This is a genomic window from Pseudomonas sp. Pseusp10 (assembly GCF_059492225.1).
Window position 1 is genome coordinate 921,482 of sequence record NZ_CP168528.1, and the last position, 17,281, is coordinate 938,762.

The window sequence follows — 17,281 nt, forward strand, 5'->3', positions numbered from 1 at the left end:
CGTTGAAAGGGCAATTGACTTAGCTGCGCGGTACTCGCCGCCCGGGGGTATCGGGGGCCAGTTCGCCGTTTTGCAGCCAAGCCAATGCAATGGGCCATAGTGTGGCTTGGTATGCGCTGCGAAAAAAGGCGAAATGTCCGACTTCTTCTTCGCCGATGTCTTCGGGATGGATACGCAGGTGGGAGTTTGTGCTGCCGGTGAAGTAGCCAAGCAGGCGTTCGATGGCCGGGACCGTGCCGTAGGGATCGTCGCTGATGCTGATGGCCAGGGTTTGCGCGGTGACACCGGCAAAGGGCAACTGTCCGTTGGTTTTGCTGATCGTGCGGCCGCTGGGGCGTTTCTCGTAACGGGCAGTGGAGAGGCTCCAGTCACGGACCACGCCGGCGGGCGTGTCTTCCAGCCAGCCGAGGCGTTTGCCCGGAAAGTAGCCGTAGATCATCGTCACCAGCGGCATCAGCACATGCCACTTGCCGAACATGCGCCAGCGATGGGCCGGCGCATAGTCGCGCCAGTAAGCGAATTGCGCACCGACCGTCACCAGACGCCGGATCAGGTGCCCGGACGCCCCCAGGCCCGCTGCACAGCCGCCAAAGCTGTGGCCGACCACATCGATAGGCTGCCTTGGGAACTCGCGCTGTGCGCGCTTGAGCATCGCCTCGAAATCCAGAGCTCCCCAATCGGTCCATGAAGCCTTGAGACCTTTGAGCGATGCCGGCCGCGACTCGCCGATGCCGCGGTAGTCATAGGTGATGACATCGAAGCCGTGGGCGAACAGGTAGTCGGCGAAGCGCGAGTAATGGCGGCAACGGACCGAAGTGGCGGCATTGATGATCACGACCGGACGAGCGGTGTCCTGGGAAGGATGTCGCCAGGTGAAACCACCGAGGATGAAGCCGTCCGGGGCGGTTTCCTTGAACGGTTTGCCGGGGGTGGTATCCGGCAGCGGCAACTCGATGCGAGTGGCGGCCAGTGGAGGCGTGTCCTGCAAATTCATCGGCGTCAGACCTTTGCGGGTAGCTGCCAACGATAGTCTTGATGCCGTTGATGAACAATCCATTGGCCTCAATGCAGTGGTTGATTGAGCAGCCGCTCTTCAAGAGCCGCCCGTTCCCGATCCAGTTCATTGCGCAGTTCCTCCTCACTCGGCAGCACAAGCCTGTACTTGCTGGCGAACAGTTGCTCGTTTCCTTCGAGCACCGAATAACGCACCACGGATTCATCCTTTTGCGCACAGAGAATGATGCCGACAGTGGGGCCGTCTTCCACGCCGCGTTTCAGGTCGTCGTACATGCGCACGTACATGTCCATCTGCCCCACATCCTGATGGGTCAGTTCACCGCGCTTGATATCGAAGATGACGAAGCACTTGAGCAAGTAGTTGTAGAACACCAGATCAATGTAGAAGTCTTTGCTGTCGGTACTGATGCGTTGCTGGCGGGCGATGAACGCGAAGCCCTTGCCCAGTTCCAGCAAGAAGCCTTGCAGTTGTTCGATCAGCGCTTGTTCGATCTCGCTTTCCTGAAGCTTGCCGGCATTGGGTAAACCCAGAAACTCCAGTACCACCGGATCATGGATGAAATCCCGAGGGCGAGCTTTCATGTTCTGAATGTTGGTAGCGGCCTCCTGCTTGACGCTGCCGCGATCGCGGCTTGCCAGCAGGCGTTCGTAATACAACGTATTGATCTGGCGTTCCAGGGCGCGGCTTGACCAGTTTTGGGTGGCTGATTCGTTCATGTACCAGAGACGGGCGCTGTCGTTGTCGACCCGAAGCAGGTGGCGGTAGTGGGTCCAGCTCAATTCGTGACGCAGTGCGTCACGAATTGGAAAGGCTTGATAGAACTGGCGCATTTTTCGCAGATTGGTCTCGTCAAAACCCTTCCCGAAATCTGCCATAAGCCTGTTTGCCAGGGTCGACAGCAACTCCTTGCCATACCTCGTCCGTCGTGCGCCGTTTTGTTCGAACTCAACGATGTGCCGCCCGATCTGCCAACAGGTTTGCACTTGAACGGTATCGACCGCCCGAAGCGCCTTCTGACGTGCCTGATGGATCAATTTGCCAAGGCTGCCAGACAGTGATGCGAGATATGGGTCGTGAGTGTCGTTGGGTGTCAGGGTCGTCATGAGGTCTTCCGCAGCAGGTTGAACAGCGAAAGAGAATGACAAGTGAGCCCCCTTCGAAGATGCCGGGAGTTACTGAGAAGCAGGCAGGAAATGCCGGGTTTGCGGGCAGGACGGGTCTGAATCTGGGCGAGGGCGGAGGAACAAATGGCGTAGTACGTTTCGTACTCAGGTCAAATCAATCTAAAACCCCTCCCTCCGGCTGGAAATCCAAAGGATGTAACGATTGGGTTCTGCAGAGCCCGGGAGTCGTCATCATGAAATACCTCCATTCACTCCTATTGCCCCTCACCGCCGTCGGCGTGCTGATGTTTCCAGCGATGTCGCCCGCCACCAGTCTTGAGCCCATCGACAGCACGGGCGTGCAGGTGCAAAGCCAGGAGCAAAACGGCATCGCCTACCTGTCCGGCGGTATCGGTGAGGATGAGTCCAAGGCCATCCAGCAGACCACTGGTTACAACCTGCACATGACGTTTTCTGTCGGGTCGAGGAATGAATACATTCCTGACGTGACCGTCGTTATTCAGAAAGCCCCGGGGCAAACCGTGCTGACGCTCAATAACGCCGGTCCGCTGGTTTACGTGAAACTGCCTGCCGGTAAGTACACGGTCATTGCAACGCGCAACGGCGAAACACGGCATGACGTTGCAGATGTTGGCAGTGGTGCAGCCCGTAACCTGGTTTTCCACTGGAATGATGCGAGTTAACGAGAGGCTTTAAACCCTGAGTCCTGCGACTCAGGGTTGTTCGTTGTTAACACCCGCGTACGCTTGGATGAGTGCAACGCGTAAAGGGTTGGTTTCTACGCTCAGCAGCTTGATGGCCAGGGCGCAGCAGACCACGATCAACATGGGTTTGATCAACCGTGGTCCGACCCGAACAGCGGCCCGTGCACCTAATTGAGCGCCGATGAAGGCCGCCAAAGCCATGGCTATGGCTACCGGCCAGATAATCACACCTTTGGTAATGAAGACCGACAGCGAACCGAGATTGCATGAGGCGTTGGCAAGTTTGGTAAAACTCATGGCCCGCATCATGCCCAAGCCGCAGAGCAGTACAAATCCGACAATAAAGAAAGAGCCCACCCCGGGGCCAAATATACCGTCGTAAAAGCCCAGGATCGGCGCCACGGTAAACGAAAAAAGCAGAACACCGATTCTCTTGCGTCGATCTTCACTGGCCAGCTTTGGAGAAAGCGCAAAATAGATGGCTACCAGAATCAGCATGATAGGCACGCAAACCTCCAGATAGCGCTTATCAATAGAGCTGACCAGCAAGGCGCCACTGGCGCCGCCAATAAATCCGCAGATAACCAGGAAGCGGCCTTCGCGCCACTCGATCATGCCTTTGCGAGCAAAGGTTACCGTTGCTGAAACAGTTGCCGAAGCGGCTTGGAACTTGTTTGTGGCAATCGCACTGATCGGATCTACACCTGCCAGGAACAATGCAGGCAAGGTGATCAAGCCGCCGCCACCGGCAATCGCATCAAAAAAACCGGCGCAAAAAGCGACGAGCGCCAACATGCCTACTACATCCCAAGACATTGCATTCTCTCTTTATGGTTATTGGTCATTAATCACATGACTGGTCGTTCAACAGCCTGATCACATAAAAATCAGCCCTGCAGCACTAACGGGTTGTCTGAAACAACGATAGGGGAAGAAAATTTTGAAAGTCCGAAAATACGAACCAGGGCCTAATGCCAGTCAGTTAAGCAATTTCAGCCGCGACACCCTTTGTAGCAGCTGCCGAGCCCGCGAGGCTGCGTTCGGCTGCGAAGCAGTCGTAAAACCAGTAATCGCGGTACGTCAGGCAGACCGCGTCAGCAGGGCCCACGACTGCTATGCAGCCGAACGCAGCCTCGCGGGCTCGGCAGCTGCTACAGATCGCATTACCACTTAACTGACTGGCATTAAACCAAGGCCCGTCTGTTGTCTTTGATGACCATGGCCGATTCCCGGGGCAGCGTGTATTCGACGGGAGTTGCTTCACCCACGCCCTGGCAAAGTGCGGTGTAAGCCGTTTTCTCAAAGGTCGAGGCGTCGTCATTGACCGAAAAACGATACGAGTTAAGGCCATCGGAATAGGCATCCAGCAGCTCGCATTGGTCTTTCGAAAACAAGAACTTTAATTCGGTGGCTGCCAGAGAGGCTTTGGACCTGGCTCCTGGTGCTTGAGGCCCGCCGATGGCGGTCAACTCTTCGGCGAATTTGTGCAGCAATGCTGACTGCCGAATATCAAAACTGAAAGTTCTGATTTCTTGTTCAGTAAATAACTCAGCGGTTTCGACGTCTGGTTTGATGGCGTCAGTCATTGCCTATATCTCTGTTGTGCATCTGCTCCCGGTTATGCGGCAGCTCCTCTTTCGATTCTGCACAAACTGAAGATCGGCGTATGTCATCCGTTTCCGTTAAAGCATACGGAGCGTTCTTACAGGCCAAATACTGCCAGGAAGAGGGTGATCTCCAATGTCGGAAGCTTTTCAGGACTCGGCCCCGGCAACCGTTGCGGATGCTGGCGGATGTAGTGATAGGAGGTGGGGAATTGTCGCTTTGAAGGTGACCGGGCCAGTGCATAATCAAATCGCAGGCATAAAAAAACCCTGAATCTTGCGATTCAGGGTTTTCGGTATTTGGTGCCCAGAGACGGAATCGAACCGCCGACACGGGGATTTTCAATCCCCTGCTCTACCGACTGAGCTATCTGGGCAACGGGGCGCATTAAACGGGTTTTTCAGGGGGTCGTCAAGCAAGTTTTCAAAAAAATTTTAATTATTACCGTCGCTTACGTTCAGACCCCCGATAAATCGGGGTTATTCCGACGGCGGCACGTAGCCTTCGGCCTTGGCGTAATCCTCACCGGAGAAGTACTTGTCCATCTCGCCCTGAAGATATTTGCGATCTTCGGCGTTCATCATGTTCAGGCGTTTCTCGTTGATCAGTAGGGTCTGGTGCTTTTGCCAGTCGGCCCAGGCCTTGGCCGAGACGTGGTCAAAAATGTCCTGGCCTTTGGCGCCCGGGAAGGGAGCACGCTCCAGGCCTGGCAATTCTTCTTTGTACTTGCGGCACATGATGGTGCGGGTCATGACGACTCTCCTGCGTTCAATACGGCGGCCGCGCGTTCGAGCAAGGTTTTGACCGGGGCGGCAAGGCCCAGGCGCGGCGGGGTGGCGAGGTTATACCAGAGCCAGTCAGCCTCGGCCACGTGATGGCCGCTCTCCTGGACCTGAACCAGCCAGGGTTCGATGGATAACTGAAAATGGCTGAAGGTGTGCACCAGGCTCGGCATAGCCTGTTGGGTGCCCAGCTCTAGCGAGTGCTGCGCTGCCAGATGTTCCAGGTCGTCGAGTGCGTCGAGTTCCGGCAGGCTCCACAAACCGCCCCACAGGCCCGTGGAGGGGCGACGGTAAAGCAGGATGGCGCCTTCGGCGTTGGCAAGCATCGGCATCAGCGTGCGCTTTTGCGGGATGGCTTTGCGCGGCTTGGGGATCGGGTAACGGGTTTCCAGGCCGAGCATGTGCGCCTCACAGCCCTTTTCCAGCGGGCACAGCAGGCAGCTCGGTTTGCTGCGGGTGCAGAGCGTGGCACCGAGGTCCATCATCGCCTGGGTGTAGGCGTTGACCCGGTCGTGCGGCGTGAAGCGCTCAGCGTTGGCCCAGAGCTGTTTGGCGACCTTCGGCTCGCCGGGGTAGCCCTCTTGCGCGGTAAAGCGCGCCAGCACGCGTTTGACGTTGCCGTCGAGGATCGGCGCGCGCAGGCCCATGCTGATGCTGGCGATGGCACCGGCGGTGGACAGGCCGATGCCCGGCAATTCAGTGAGTTTTTCCACATCCCGGGGAAATTCGCCGCCGTACTGCTCGACGACGATTTTCGCGGTCTTCTGCAAATTGCGCGCGCGGGTGTAGTAACCCAGGCCCGTCCACAGGTGCAGCACTTCGTCTTCCGGTGCCGCCGCCAGGGCTTCGACCGTTGGCAACGAGGCCATGAAGCGGTCGAAGTAGTTCAGCACGGTGCTGACCTGGGTCTGCTGCAACATGATTTCCGAGACCCACACCCGATACGGGTTGATGCCCTGCTGCCAGGGCAAATCATGACGGCCGTGGCGGTCGAACCAGTCCAGCACCGCCGTTGAAAACTGCTCGGCTCTCATCGCTTGAACAGCTCCTTGAGCGCGTCTTTGAGTTTCGGGTTGACCTTGTCGCCCCATTTCTCGTCGATTTTTTCGCTGATCCTGTCGCCAGCCAGTTTGGCTGCGACCTGGCTCATGCGGTCGTTATCCAAACGGCAAGCCTTGGCGCCCAGCTCCAGCGGGCCGCGGCAGCGCAGTGGCCACTCGATGCCGACAAACTTGTCGCCGACCTGACAGGCCGGGTCCGGCATGGCGCTGGTATCGCCTTCGACGATGATGCCGACGCGGTAGTCCATACCCAGCACTCGCAGATCGATGTCACCGTCACCGTTGACGGTCATGCCCGGGATGCGCACTTTCAGGTCCGGGTTGCTGGCCACGCCGTTACGCAATGTCAGGTTGCCCTTGAGTTCCTGGAACGGTGTGTCCTTGCCCCGGGGTTCGCCGCTGAGGGTTTTGCGGTTGAGCGTGGCGATGCCTTTGCACAGCTGTTGTTCAAGGTTGGCATTGAGCAGCACGCCATTGTTGATGACGAAACTGGCATTGCCATTAAGGGTTTCGATCAACGCTTTCTGGCTGTTGCCGTTGCCGGTCAGGTTGCTGTTGAGCGTGACCAGGCCTTTGACTGGCGGATTCTTGCCCTGGCTTTCGAGGATTTTTTCTGCCGGTATCCGGCTGATCTTCGTCTGCAGATTCAGCGCCGGCACTGACTGGCGCACATCGAGCGTGCCGGTGGTTTCGAAGTTACCTTCGTACAGATCGCCGCGCAGGTTGGCCAGCGTCAGCAGGCCGCCCTGGCCGGTGGCCTTGAGCGCAGCGTTATGGATCGGCAGTTTTTGCAGGGTCAATTGGCCGAAGGTCAGGTCGGCGTCCACATCGAGCTTGCTCAAGCGTTCCACTGGCAACAGGCGCTCGCTACTCCACGCGTCCTTGGTCGGCGCAGGTGGCAACGGAGTGCTGCCGGCGCCGGCCATGGCATCGGCTTCGGTACTGGCGACTTCGGCCTGACGCACTTGCGTCGTGCTATTGGCCTCGGCGGATTTCGGTGGCAGGTAACGGTCGACGTTGAAGGTGTCGGCCTTGAGCACTGCGCGCAGCGATTGTCTGGCGAAGTCTTCGACGGCAATGCGGCCGCTGAAGGTGCTGTCGTCGACTTTCAGGTTGATGCTGTCGAGCGCCAGGCTGGTCGGTGTCGCTGCCAATCGACTGACGAGCTCGACTTTACTCAGGCTGCCTTCGGCCATGGCCGGGAGTTTCTGGCCGATGCTTTCGACGAATTTCGCCAGGTCGAACTGGGCAATCGAGATACCGCCGCTGACTTGTGGGGTCTTGTCGAGATCGTTGACCTTCAGTTCACCCAGCGCCCGCAGTTGGTTGGCGGAAACTTTGATACCGGTCCACTCGGCGACATTGGCGGCCTTGTCCAGCACCAGTTGGCCCTGGGCGGAGAAGGTCATGGTCTTGCCTTGCAACGGGTCGCCGGTCACTTCACCTGACAATCTCATGTCTTCGAACTGATAGCGCTGCAGGGCACGTGCGATGCGCAGCTCACCATTGAGCTCGGTACGAACCCGCAGTGCCGGCTGGTTGGCGGACAGGAAAGCCGTGAGCTTGAGCGGAATGTTGACGGAGTCGTGAACCGCACCGGTGCTCAACTGAATACTTTCGGCGCTGAAGCTCTTGCCGGTTCGTTCGTCGGTGTATTCAACCCGCGCGTTGTTCACGGTCAGGCTGTCGATGTCCAGGCGGATCGGCTGGGGCGGTTTTTCCGCCGCGACGCTGGCTTCGGGTGCAGGTTCGATAGTGGCCGGCGGCGTGCTGGTCGCCGCGCCGGTGTTGGCCGTTGCAGGCACCTTGCCGATGTCCTCCCAGTTGCCGTGACCGTCCTTGTCGCGGTTCAGGCGCAGGTTCAGGCCTTCGACGCGCACGTCGCTCATCTGCACTTCACGGCGCAGCAGCGGCAGTACGCGCACCGACAGGCCGAGCATCTGCAAGTCGGCGTAGGGTTCGGTCGGTTTGACCATGGTCGCGACGCTGGCGTCGTGCAGCTCCAGACCCAGCCACGGGAACAGGCTCCAGCCGATATCGCCATTGAGCGTCAGCTCGATGTGGGCCTTGTCGCGGGCAATCTGGCGAATTTCGTCTTTGTAGTCGTTGGGATCGAAGAGGTGGGTCAGGGCAAAGCCCAGCGCCACAATGATCAGCAACAGCCCGAGAAGTACCAGACCCAGGATTTTGCCGAACGCTTTCATGGGCGAGTCCTTGTAATTAATCGAATTCAAAATTTAGCCGAGGAGTATAGCGCTCCGGAACGGACGACCGGTCAGTGATCACGCCGGCAGTACATCCAGCGGCAGTTTCAGCTTGGCGGCCAGTGCCTGAGCCTCCAGATGCCCGGCAGGCGCCAGCAGGCGCAGGGTCATGCCCGATTGCGCGGCCATTTTTTGGGCTTCGGCAACCAGTCGCTCGGCAACACCACGGCGACGGGTAATTTTTCGCACACAAATTTGTGACAAGTGCCAGGCGTCTTGGTGCCTTTGCAAGCGGGCCGCGCCCAGCAGGCGATCATTGAAGCGTCCGGCGATCAGTGTGCCGTCGCGCAAACAGTCTTCGATCAACTGCGCAGCCCCGGAAAAAGGGGCGAACAGCCAGTCCGGGGCGTCGCAGTAGATCTTCTGCAGATCCTGCCGATCCTGGGCAGTGGCTTGGTTCAGCGGCTCGACAATGATCGGCATGGTGATTCCTGTGAGGTCATGAGGCGAGGGAGATCAGATGACGTACAAACGGTGATGTCAGTTTGGTTTTTCTGTCACTTGCAGATGGTAACCTTTGCCCGTTCGTCCGTCCTTCTGCGACCTGTTGTCGCACAACTGGGTGCTCCACCGAAAAAAACGGTCATGCCTGCGTGCATAAAGGCCGGGAGTGAACTTTGGCTGGCGAACCATACTGATAATTGGGGGATACACAATGACCACGAGCATCACGGCGGACGGCTTCGACGCCGACCAGCCTGCGTTCCTGTCCAAGGAGCGGATCATCGCCAAGCCCGGTTTCAACCGTTGGCTGGTGCCGCCGGCCGCGCTGGCCATCCACTTGTGCATCGGCATGGCCTACGGCTTTTCGGTGTTCTGGTTGCCGCTGTCAAAGGCGTTGGGCATCACGGCTCCAGTGGCCTGCGCGCCAGACATGAGTTTTATCGCACAAGTCTTTTCGTCCCAGTGTGACTGGCCGATCTCGATGCTCGGCTGGATCTACACCCTGTTCTTCATCTTCCTGGGTTGCTCGGCCGCCATCTGGGGCGGCTGGCTGGAACATGCCGGGCCGCGCAAGGCTGGCGTAGTGTCGGCATTGTGCTGGTGCGGCGGTCTGCTGATTTCGGCGCTGGGGGTGTATACCCACCAGATCTGGCTGATGTGGATCGGCTCCGGGGTCATCGGCGGTATCGGCCTGGGCCTGGGCTACATCTCGCCGGTGTCGACCCTGATCAAGTGGTTCCCGGACAAGCGCGGCATGGCGACCGGCATGGCGATCATGGGCTTCGGCGGCGGCGCAATGGTCGGCGCTCCACTGGCTGCGGCGCTGATGGGGCATTTCGCTTCGCCAACCAGCGTCGGCGTCTGGCAGAGCTTCCTGGTGATGGCCGCGATCTACTTCGTGTTCATGATCGGCGGCGCGTTGTCCTACCGCGTTCCGCCAACCGGCTGGAAACCGGAAGGCTGGACGGCTGCGGCGAAAAAAGCCTCGAACGCGATGATCACCCATCGTCATGTTCACGTGAATGTGGCCTGGAAAACGCCGCAGTTCCGTCTGGTGTGGCTGGTGCTGTGTCTGAACGTATCGGCCGGTATCGGCATCCTCGGCATGGCGTCGCCGCTGTTGCAGGAAGTGTTCGCTGGCAAGTTGCTGGGCAATGACCTGGCATTCGGCCAACTCGACGCTTCGCAACTGGCTTCGATTGCCGCCATCGCTGCCGGTTTCACCGGTTTGCTCAGTCTGTTCAACATCGGTGGCCGATTCTTCTGGGCTTCGTTCTCGGATTATCTGGGCCGTAAAAACACCTATTTCGTGTTCTTCGCCCTGGGCTTTGCCCTGTACGGACTGATTCCGAACCTCGGTCATCTGGGCAGCGTTGCGCTGTTCGTGGCGGCGTTCTGCGTCATCCTGTCGATGTACGGCGGTGGTTTCGCGACGGTTCCGGCGTATCTGGCGGACCTGTTCGGTACGCAAATGGTCGGTGCGATTCACGGCCGTCTGCTGACGGCGTGGGCTGCTGCCGGTGTACTCGGTCCGGTGCTGGTGAACTACCTGCGTGAGTATCAGCTGAGCATCGGCGTCGAGCGTGCGGCGGCTTACGACATCACCTTGTACATCCTCGCCGGCCTGCTGGTGCTGGGTTTCCTGTGCAACCTGCTGGTGCGTCCGGTGGCGGACAAATACTTCATGACCGACGCCGAACTGGCCGCCGAACAGGCGCTGGGCCATGACAAAGGCGCTGACAGCAGCACCGTGCTGGAGTGGAAAGCCGCGCCGGGCAGCAAGCCGCTGGCGGTGGCTGCCTGGTTGGTGGTGGGCATTCCGCTGGCGTGGGGTGTGTGGGTGACTCTGCAAAAAACCGCAGTGCTGTTTCACTAACACCAGTTTCAACCTGAAACCTGTAGGAGCGAGCCTGCTCGCGATAGCGGTCTGACAGTCGACAGAGATGTCGAATGTGAGGGCCCCATCGCGAGCAAGCTCGCTCCCACAGTTGTTTTGTAGTGTGCCAAATGGCTTGTATGGACATGTACATCGCCGACACCCCCGGATTCACTCCGTCAGGGATATCACCTCTCGTGTTTCTGTTTGGCGCCCGCAAGCCTATAATGGCTGCCTTTTTCGCCCAATGATTTTGCGGAGCTGGTGATGGCCGAACGTAAGGCGTCTGTCGAGCGCGACACTCTGGAAACCCAGATCAAAGCCTCGATCAACCTCGATGGCACCGGAAAGGCCCGATTCGATATCGGTGTACCTTTTCTTGAGCACATGCTGGACCAGATCGCCCGTCACGGGCTGATCGACCTGGATATTGTCAGCAAGGGCGACCTGCATATCGATGACCACCACACGGTGGAAGACGTCGGTATCACCCTCGGCCAGGCCTTCACCAAAGCCATCGGCGACAAGAAAGGCATCCGTCGCTACGGTCATGCCTACGTGCCGCTCGATGAAGCGCTGTCGCGCGTGGTGATCGATTTCTCCGGCCGTCCCGGCCTGCAGATGCATGTTCCATACACCCGTGCCACCGTCGGCGGCTTCGACGTTGACCTGTTCCAGGAATTCTTCCAGGGCTTCGTCAACCACGCCAACGTCACCTTGCACATCGACAATCTGCGTGGGCATAACACCCACCACCAGATCGAAACCGTGTTCAAGGCTTTTGGCCGCGCCCTGCGCATGGCTGTCGAACTCGATGACCGCATGGCCGGGCAAATGCCTTCGACCAAGGGCGTCCTGTAATGCAGACAGTCGCGGTTATCGATTACGGCATGGGCAACCTGCACTCGGTGGCCAAGGCCCTCGAGCACGTGGGTGCCGGCAAGGTGCTGATCACCAGCGATGCGAACGTGATTCGCGAAGCCGACCGGGTGGTTTTCCCTGGTGTTGGCGCGATTCGCGATTGCATGGCGGAGATCCGTCGCCTCGGTTTCGATTCGCTGGTGCGTGAAGTCAGCCAGGACCGTCCGTTCCTTGGCATCTGCGTGGGCATGCAAGCCTTGCTCGACACCAGCGAAGAGAACGACGGCGTCGACTGCATTGGTCTGTTCCCGGGCCAGGTGAAGTTCTTCGGCAAGGATCTGGTCGAGGACGGTGAGCACCTGAAAGTGCCGCACATGGGCTGGAACGAAGTGAAGCAGAAGGTCAGTCACCCGCTGTGGCACGACATTCCGGACCTGGCGCGGTTCTACTTCGTGCACAGCTACTACATCGCTGCCGCCAACGCGCGGCAGGTGGTGGGTGGCGGTCACTACGGTGTCGATTTCGCCGCGGCGCTGGCCGAAGGCTCGCGTTTCGCCGTGCAGTTCCACCCGGAGAAAAGCCATACCCATGGCCTGCAGTTGCTGCAGAACTTCGCTGCGTGGGACGGTCGCTGGTAAATGGCCGTCAAGAAGAAACCGCCGATCCTGACCCTCACGCCTGAGCAGGAAAACGAGGCGAACAGCAAGATCAAGCGGTTCATGGAAGACCGCTTCGAACTGGACCTCGGCTCGTTCGAGGCGGCTGAGATTCTTGAGCTGTTTACCCGTGAAATTGCTCCGCACTATTACAACAGGGCGATTTTCGATGTGCAGGCGCACCTCAAAGAGAGGTTCGAAAGCATCGAAAGCGACTTGTGGGCGCTCGAGAAAAACTGATTTTCGAGCCAAGCTGAACATTCAATTCTGAAGGTTTGCCAGATGCTGATTATTCCCGCTATCGATCTTAAAGACGGTGCCTGTGTTCGTCTGCGCCAGGGCCGCATGGAAGATTCCACGGTGTTCTCCGATGACCCGGTGAGCATGGCTGCCAAGTGGGTGGAGGGCGGTTGCCGCCGTCTGCATCTGGTCGACCTGAATGGCGCCTTCGAAGGCCAGCCGGTCAACGGTGAAGTGGTCACCGCCATCGCCAAGCGCTACCCGAACCTGCCGATCCAGATCGGCGGCGGTATCCGCTCCCTGGAAACCATCGAGCACTACGTGAAAGCGGGCGTAAGTTACGTGATCATCGGCACCAAGGCCGTGAAAGATCCGGCCTTCGTTGCCGAAGCCTGCCGCGCGTTCCCGGGCAAAATCATCGTGGGCCTGGATGCCAAAGACGGCTTTGTCGCCACTGATGGCTGGGCTGAAATCAGCACCATCCAGGTGATCGACCTGGCCAAGCAGTTTGAAGCTGACGGCGTGTCTTCGATCGTTTATACCGACATCGCCAAAGACGGCATGATGCAGGGCTGCAACGTGCCGTTCACCGCGGCGTTGGCTGCGGCGACAAAGATTCCGGTGATCGCTTCCGGCGGCATCCACAACCTGGGTGACATCAAGACCCTGCTCGACGCCAAGGCACCGGGCATCATCGGCGCCATTACCGGCCGTGCGATTTACGAAGGCACCCTCGATGTCGCTGAAGCGCAAGCTTTCTGCGATTCGTACAAAGGCTGAGGAAACGACCATGGCCCTGGCCAAACGCATCATCCCTTGCCTGGACGTGGACAACGGCCGGGTGGTCAAGGGTGTGAAATTCGAAAACATCCGCGACGCCGGTGACCCGGTGGAAATCGCCCGTCGCTACGACGAGCAAGGCGCCGACGAGATTACCTTTCTCGACATCACTGCCAGCGTCGACGGCCGCGACACCACGCTGCACACCGTCGAGCGCATGGCCAGCCAGGTGTTCATCCCGCTGACCGTGGGCGGTGGCGTGCGTACCGTGCAGGACATTCGCAACCTGCTCAATGCCGGCGCGGACAAGGTCTCGATCAACACCGCAGCGGTGTTCAACCCTGAGTTCGTCGGCGAAGCGGCGCAGCATTTCGGTTCGCAATGCATCGTGGTCGCGATCGACGCGAAAAAGGTTTCCGGGCCGGGCGAAACCCCGCGCTGGGAAATCTTCACCCACGGTGGACGCAAGCCAACCGGTCTCGACGCTGTCGAATGGGCGAAGAAAATGGAAGGCCTGGGTGCCGGTGAGATCCTGCTGACCAGCATGGATCAGGACGGCATGAAAAACGGTTTCGACCTGGGCGTTACCCGCGCCATCAGCGACGCGCTGGGCATTCCAGTGATTGCCTCTGGCGGCGTTGGCAATCTGCAGCACCTGGCTGACGGCATTATCGAAGGCCACGCCAGCGCTGTACTGGCGGCGAGTATTTTCCACTTCGGCGAATACACCGTGCAGGAAGCCAAGGCTTATATGGCTCATCGCGGAATTGTGATGCGCTGAACGCCAAAACGATACAGGCCAGTGGACACCATGGCGTACCCAAGGCACTCTTGGGCACGCCATGGATTTCGGTAGCCAGACATGCTCAGACGCTTTCTTCTCGTCCTTGCCAGCGCTTCTCTGTTGTTGATCAGCGGGGCATACGCTACAGACAGCCCCGATACCGACCTGGTGTTGCTGACGGAAAACTTCCCGCCGTACAACATGGCGAAGAACGGCAAGAACTTCGCTCAGGACGAGAACATCAATGGCATCGCCACCGATATCGTCCGCGAGATATTCAAGCGCGCCGACATTACCTACAGCCTGACGCTGCGTTTCCCTTGGGAGCGGATCTACAAACTCACCCTGGAAAACCCTGGTTACGGCGTATTCGTCATGGCGCGGTTGCCGGATCGCGAGAAACTATTCAAATGGGTCGGCCCAATCGGCCCGGACGACTGGATCATGCTGGCCAAGGCTGACAGCAAGATCACCCTCGAAACCTTGAATGACGCGCGCAAATACAAAATCGGTGCCTACAAGGGCGATGCGATCGCCGAGACCCTCGCCAGGCAAGGGCTCAATCCGGTCGTCGTACTGCGCGATCAGGACAACGCGAAGAAACTGGTCAACGGCCAGATCGATCTGTGGGCCACCGGCGATCCGGCCGGGCGCTACCTGGCGCGTCAGGAGGGGGTTATCGGGTTGAAAACCGTACTGCGTTTCAACAGTGCCGAACTGTACCTGGCGCTGAACAAGGACGTGCCGGACGAGACGGTGGCCAAGCTCCAGGCGGCGCTGGATCAGATGCGCAAGGAAGGTGTGGTGGACGAGATTATGGGGCGGTATCTCTAATCCCCCGACACCCTCATTCAGCCATGCGCATATCGCTGTGGGAGCGAGCTTGCTCGCGATGGCGTCGTGTCAGTCGACATCATTGTTGAATGACAGATCGCTATCGCGAGCAAGCTCGCTCCCACAGTGGTTCTGCGGTGTAGCTATTAGCGGTACACCCCATCCTTGCCATGCGCTACTGTCGCCCGATTACCGCGCACACTGATCATCTGCCGGATATCAATCCACTCGATGCCCTGAGCCTTGAGCTTGGGCAATTCGCGCTCCAGCACCGAAAGTGTCTGTGGATACGGATGCCCGATCATCACCACTGAGCCCTGCTTGTGCGCAAGGCTGATCGCTATCTGCAACTGAGTGAAGATCGCAGCTTCAGTACGCTCATCGTCGAGGAACACGTCCCGCGAAACGCTGGCCAGACCGATCTTCTGCGCTTCGGCAGCGGCCACGGTTTGCGCACTGGTGCGGCTGTCGACGAAAAATTTATGCCGACGCTGCAAGTCCGCCATCAACCATGCCATGGCGGCGGGTTGCGCCGTCATGCGGCTGCCCATGTGATTGTTGATACCGGCGGTGTAGGGGACCATTTTGAACGCGGCGTTCAGGCGTTTCTCAAGCTCCTCCATGGGCAGCTCGGGATGCCAGGCGAACGGTCCGGTGGCCGGATCCATGGGCATGTGCAGGATGACGATCTTGCCGGCGCGATGGGCTTCGCGGGCGAATTCGGTGGCGTGGGGCGTGTCGGGCATGATCGCGGTGGTCACCGGGCCGGGCAGGGCCAGCACGCGACGATCCCGGGGCAGGCTCTGCCCCAGGTCATCGATGATCAGACTCAGGTAGGCTTTGTGGGGCGTTGATTCGGCGGGTTCTGCGTGAGCAACACCCGCCAGACAACACAACAGACCGATCAACAACCGCAGAAGCATCTCAGCGGCCGGACGTGATGCTCAGCCCTTTGAGCAGGCTCAGGGCCTGGGCCAGTTGGTAATCGTCGTCCTGCGGCATGGATTTGGCTTTGCCGCTGGAGCCGGTCGGTTTGTCGGCGCCGCCGTTGCCATTGCCCAGGTGACCCTGCAGATCGGCTTCCTTGAAGTAGTCGCTGTCCTGCTCGCTGGTAATCTTGGCCTTGCGTACTTCGATGTCCGGCACGATGCCCTGGGCCTGGATCGAGCGGCCGTTCGGCGTGTAGTACAGCGCCGTGGTGATCTTCAAGGCGCGCTCATTGTTCAGCGGCAGCACGGTTTGCACCGAGCCCTTGCCGAAACTGGTGGTGCCCATCAGCACTGCACGTTTCTGATCCTGCAGGGCGCCGGCGACAATTTCCGAAGCCGAGGCGCTGCCGCCGTTGATCAGCACGACCATCGGCACGGCTTCGCTTTCGTCCTTGCCGGTGGCCGAGAAGCGCAGCTCCGAATTGGCGATGCGGCCCTTGGTGTAGACGATCAGGCCCTTGGTGATGAAGTGATCGACCACTTCCACCGCTGCCTGCAACACGCCACCCGGGTTGTTGCGCAGGTCGAGGATGATGCCTTTGAGCTTCTTGCCGTTGTCCTTGCGCAGCTTGGCCAGGGCCTTGGAAACCTCTTCGCCGGTCTTGACCTGGAACTGGGTGATGCGGATGTAGCCGTAGCCGGATTCCAACAACTGGCTCTTCACGCTCTTCACTTGAATGACGGCGCGGGCCAAGGTCACGTCGAACGGCGTGCCACCGTCGCGCACCAGGGTCAGGGTGATTTTCTGGCCGATCTTGCCGCGCATCTTGTCCACGGCTTCGGTCATGCTCTGGCCACGGGTGGGCTGGCCGTTGATCTTGACGATGAAGTCGCCGGCCTGGATGCCGGCCTTGGAGGCCGGGGTGTCGTCAATGGGCGACACCACTTTGATGAAGCCATCTTCGGCACCGACTTCGATGCCAAGGCCGCCGAACTCACCGCTGGTGCTTTCCTGCAACTCGGCGAAATCTTCAGGGCCCAGGTAGGCGGAGTGCGGGTCGAGGTTGCTGAGCATGCCCTTGATGGCGTTTTCCAGCAGGGTCTTGTCGTCCACCGGTTCGACATAAGCGGCTTTGATCCGGTCCATCACCTCGGCAAAGGTGCGCAACTCATCCAGCGGCAGTGGCGCCTTGGTGGTCGCGGCAGTGCCTGCAGGCGCAACCGCCGGGGCTGGTTGAGCGGCAAACGCCAGAGGCGCGCCGATCACCAGGGCGATCGTCAGGGCCAGCGAGGTAAGGCGGGACAAATGCAGCATGTCG

The 17,281-nt window shown here is 59.3% G+C and carries 18 protein-coding genes and 1 tRNA gene; 8 read left to right on the top strand and 11 right to left on the bottom strand.

What is annotated here, in order from left to right; all coding sequences use genetic code 11:
- Window positions 1-19: 19 nt before the first annotated feature.
- Both ACEN8Z_RS04160 and ACEN8Z_RS04165 read right to left on the bottom strand, forming a co-directional pair.
- Window positions 20-994: an alpha/beta hydrolase family protein gene (locus tag ACEN8Z_RS04160; protein ID WP_495596869.1), complete on the bottom strand. Its 975-nt coding sequence runs from the start codon at window positions 992-994 to the stop codon at window positions 20-22.
- Between the two features lie 68 nt (window positions 995-1,062).
- The gene (locus tag ACEN8Z_RS04165) at window positions 1,063-2,121 is read right to left on the bottom strand and encodes a PDDEXK nuclease domain-containing protein (RefSeq protein ID WP_495596870.1); all 1,059 of its coding nucleotides are present in this window, start codon (window positions 2,119-2,121) and stop codon (window positions 1,063-1,065) included.
- 254 nt (window positions 2,122-2,375) lie between these two features.
- Here ACEN8Z_RS04165 and ACEN8Z_RS04170 point away from each other — a divergent pair, with 254 nt between their 5' ends.
- On the top strand, window positions 2,376-2,825 hold the full coding sequence (locus tag ACEN8Z_RS04170) for a hypothetical protein (RefSeq protein ID WP_007995334.1): 450 nt from the start codon (window positions 2,376-2,378) through the stop codon (window positions 2,823-2,825).
- Between the two features lie 30 nt (window positions 2,826-2,855).
- Here the strand turns inward: ACEN8Z_RS04170 and ACEN8Z_RS04175 are convergent, their stop codons facing one another.
- From ACEN8Z_RS04175 to panM, 7 genes are all read right to left on the bottom strand, one after another.
- On the bottom strand, window positions 2,856-3,662 hold the full coding sequence (locus ACEN8Z_RS04175) for a TSUP family transporter (protein WP_495596871.1): 807 nt from the start codon (window positions 3,660-3,662) through the stop codon (window positions 2,856-2,858).
- 368 nt (window positions 3,663-4,030) lie between these two features.
- Window positions 4,031-4,432 carry a hypothetical protein gene (locus ACEN8Z_RS04180; protein ID WP_495596872.1) on the bottom strand — a complete coding sequence of 134 codons (402 nt, stop codon included), beginning with the start codon at window positions 4,430-4,432 and terminating at the stop codon, window positions 4,031-4,033.
- A 319-nt stretch (window positions 4,433-4,751) separates the two neighbouring features.
- Window positions 4,752-4,827, bottom strand: a tRNA-Phe gene (locus ACEN8Z_RS04185).
- A gap of 103 nt (window positions 4,828-4,930) precedes the next feature.
- Entirely contained in the window at window positions 4,931-5,203 is a 273-nt protein-coding gene (locus ACEN8Z_RS04190; protein ID WP_007972770.1) for an oxidative damage protection protein, read from the bottom strand.
- Window positions 5,200-6,267: an A/G-specific adenine glycosylase gene (mutY, locus tag ACEN8Z_RS04195; protein ID WP_495596873.1), complete on the bottom strand. Its 1,068-nt coding sequence runs from the start codon at window positions 6,265-6,267 to the stop codon at window positions 5,200-5,202. The genes ACEN8Z_RS04190 and mutY overlap by 4 nt, the downstream gene beginning before the upstream one ends.
- Entirely contained in the window at window positions 6,264-8,498 is a 2,235-nt protein-coding gene (locus ACEN8Z_RS04200) for an AsmA family protein (RefSeq protein WP_495596874.1), read from the bottom strand. Before ACEN8Z_RS04200 ends, mutY begins: the two co-directional genes overlap by 4 nt.
- 78 nt (window positions 8,499-8,576) lie before the next feature.
- Window positions 8,577-8,981 (bottom strand): aspartate 1-decarboxylase autocleavage activator PanM, encoded by a 405-nt coding sequence (gene panM, locus ACEN8Z_RS04205; RefSeq protein WP_008002903.1) that lies wholly within the window; start codon window positions 8,979-8,981, stop codon window positions 8,577-8,579.
- Between the two features lie 232 nt (window positions 8,982-9,213).
- Here panM and ACEN8Z_RS04210 point away from each other — a divergent pair, with 232 nt between their 5' ends.
- From ACEN8Z_RS04210 to ACEN8Z_RS04240, 7 genes are all read left to right on the top strand, one after another.
- Complete coding sequence (locus tag ACEN8Z_RS04210; RefSeq protein ID WP_495596875.1) at window positions 9,214-10,878, top strand: OFA family MFS transporter; 1,665 nt, start codon at window positions 9,214-9,216, stop codon at window positions 10,876-10,878.
- Between the two features lie 267 nt (window positions 10,879-11,145).
- Window positions 11,146-11,739, top strand: a complete 594-nt coding sequence (gene hisB / locus ACEN8Z_RS04215; RefSeq protein WP_003186751.1) for an imidazoleglycerol-phosphate dehydratase HisB — start codon at window positions 11,146-11,148, stop codon at window positions 11,737-11,739.
- On the top strand, window positions 11,739-12,377 hold the full coding sequence (gene hisH, locus ACEN8Z_RS04220; RefSeq protein WP_007989198.1) for an imidazole glycerol phosphate synthase subunit HisH: 639 nt from the start codon (window positions 11,739-11,741) through the stop codon (window positions 12,375-12,377). The genes hisB and hisH overlap by 1 nt, the downstream gene beginning before the upstream one ends.
- Window positions 12,378-12,635 (top strand): DUF2164 domain-containing protein, encoded by a 258-nt coding sequence (locus ACEN8Z_RS04225; RefSeq protein ID WP_046815284.1) that lies wholly within the window; start codon window positions 12,378-12,380, stop codon window positions 12,633-12,635.
- 42 nt (window positions 12,636-12,677) lie between these two features.
- Window positions 12,678-13,415 carry a 1-(5-phosphoribosyl)-5-[(5-phosphoribosylamino)methylideneamino]imidazole-4-carboxamide isomerase gene (gene hisA, locus ACEN8Z_RS04230; RefSeq protein ID WP_027617356.1) on the top strand — a complete coding sequence of 246 codons (738 nt, stop codon included), beginning with the start codon at window positions 12,678-12,680 and terminating at the stop codon, window positions 13,413-13,415.
- Between the two features lie 10 nt (window positions 13,416-13,425).
- Window positions 13,426-14,196: an imidazole glycerol phosphate synthase subunit HisF gene (gene hisF / locus ACEN8Z_RS04235; protein ID WP_007972752.1), complete on the top strand. Its 771-nt coding sequence runs from the start codon at window positions 13,426-13,428 to the stop codon at window positions 14,194-14,196.
- Between the two features lie 81 nt (window positions 14,197-14,277).
- Window positions 14,278-15,033, top strand: a complete 756-nt coding sequence (locus ACEN8Z_RS04240) for a substrate-binding periplasmic protein (RefSeq protein ID WP_495596876.1) — start codon at window positions 14,278-14,280, stop codon at window positions 15,031-15,033.
- Window positions 15,034-15,179: 146 nt separating this feature from the next.
- On the opposite strand, the gene ACEN8Z_RS04245 is transcribed toward ACEN8Z_RS04240, so the two are convergent.
- Together ACEN8Z_RS04245 and ACEN8Z_RS04250 are read right to left on the bottom strand one after the other, a co-directional pair.
- Window positions 15,180-15,956 carry a divergent polysaccharide deacetylase family protein gene (locus ACEN8Z_RS04245; protein WP_495596877.1) on the bottom strand — a complete coding sequence of 259 codons (777 nt, stop codon included), beginning with the start codon at window positions 15,954-15,956 and terminating at the stop codon, window positions 15,180-15,182.
- A gap of 1 nt (window position 15,957) precedes the next feature.
- A complete protein-coding gene (locus ACEN8Z_RS04250; RefSeq protein WP_204931086.1) occupies window positions 15,958-17,277 on the bottom strand; it encodes a S41 family peptidase in 1,320 nt (439 codons plus the stop codon).
- Window positions 17,278-17,281: the final 4 nt, after the last annotated feature.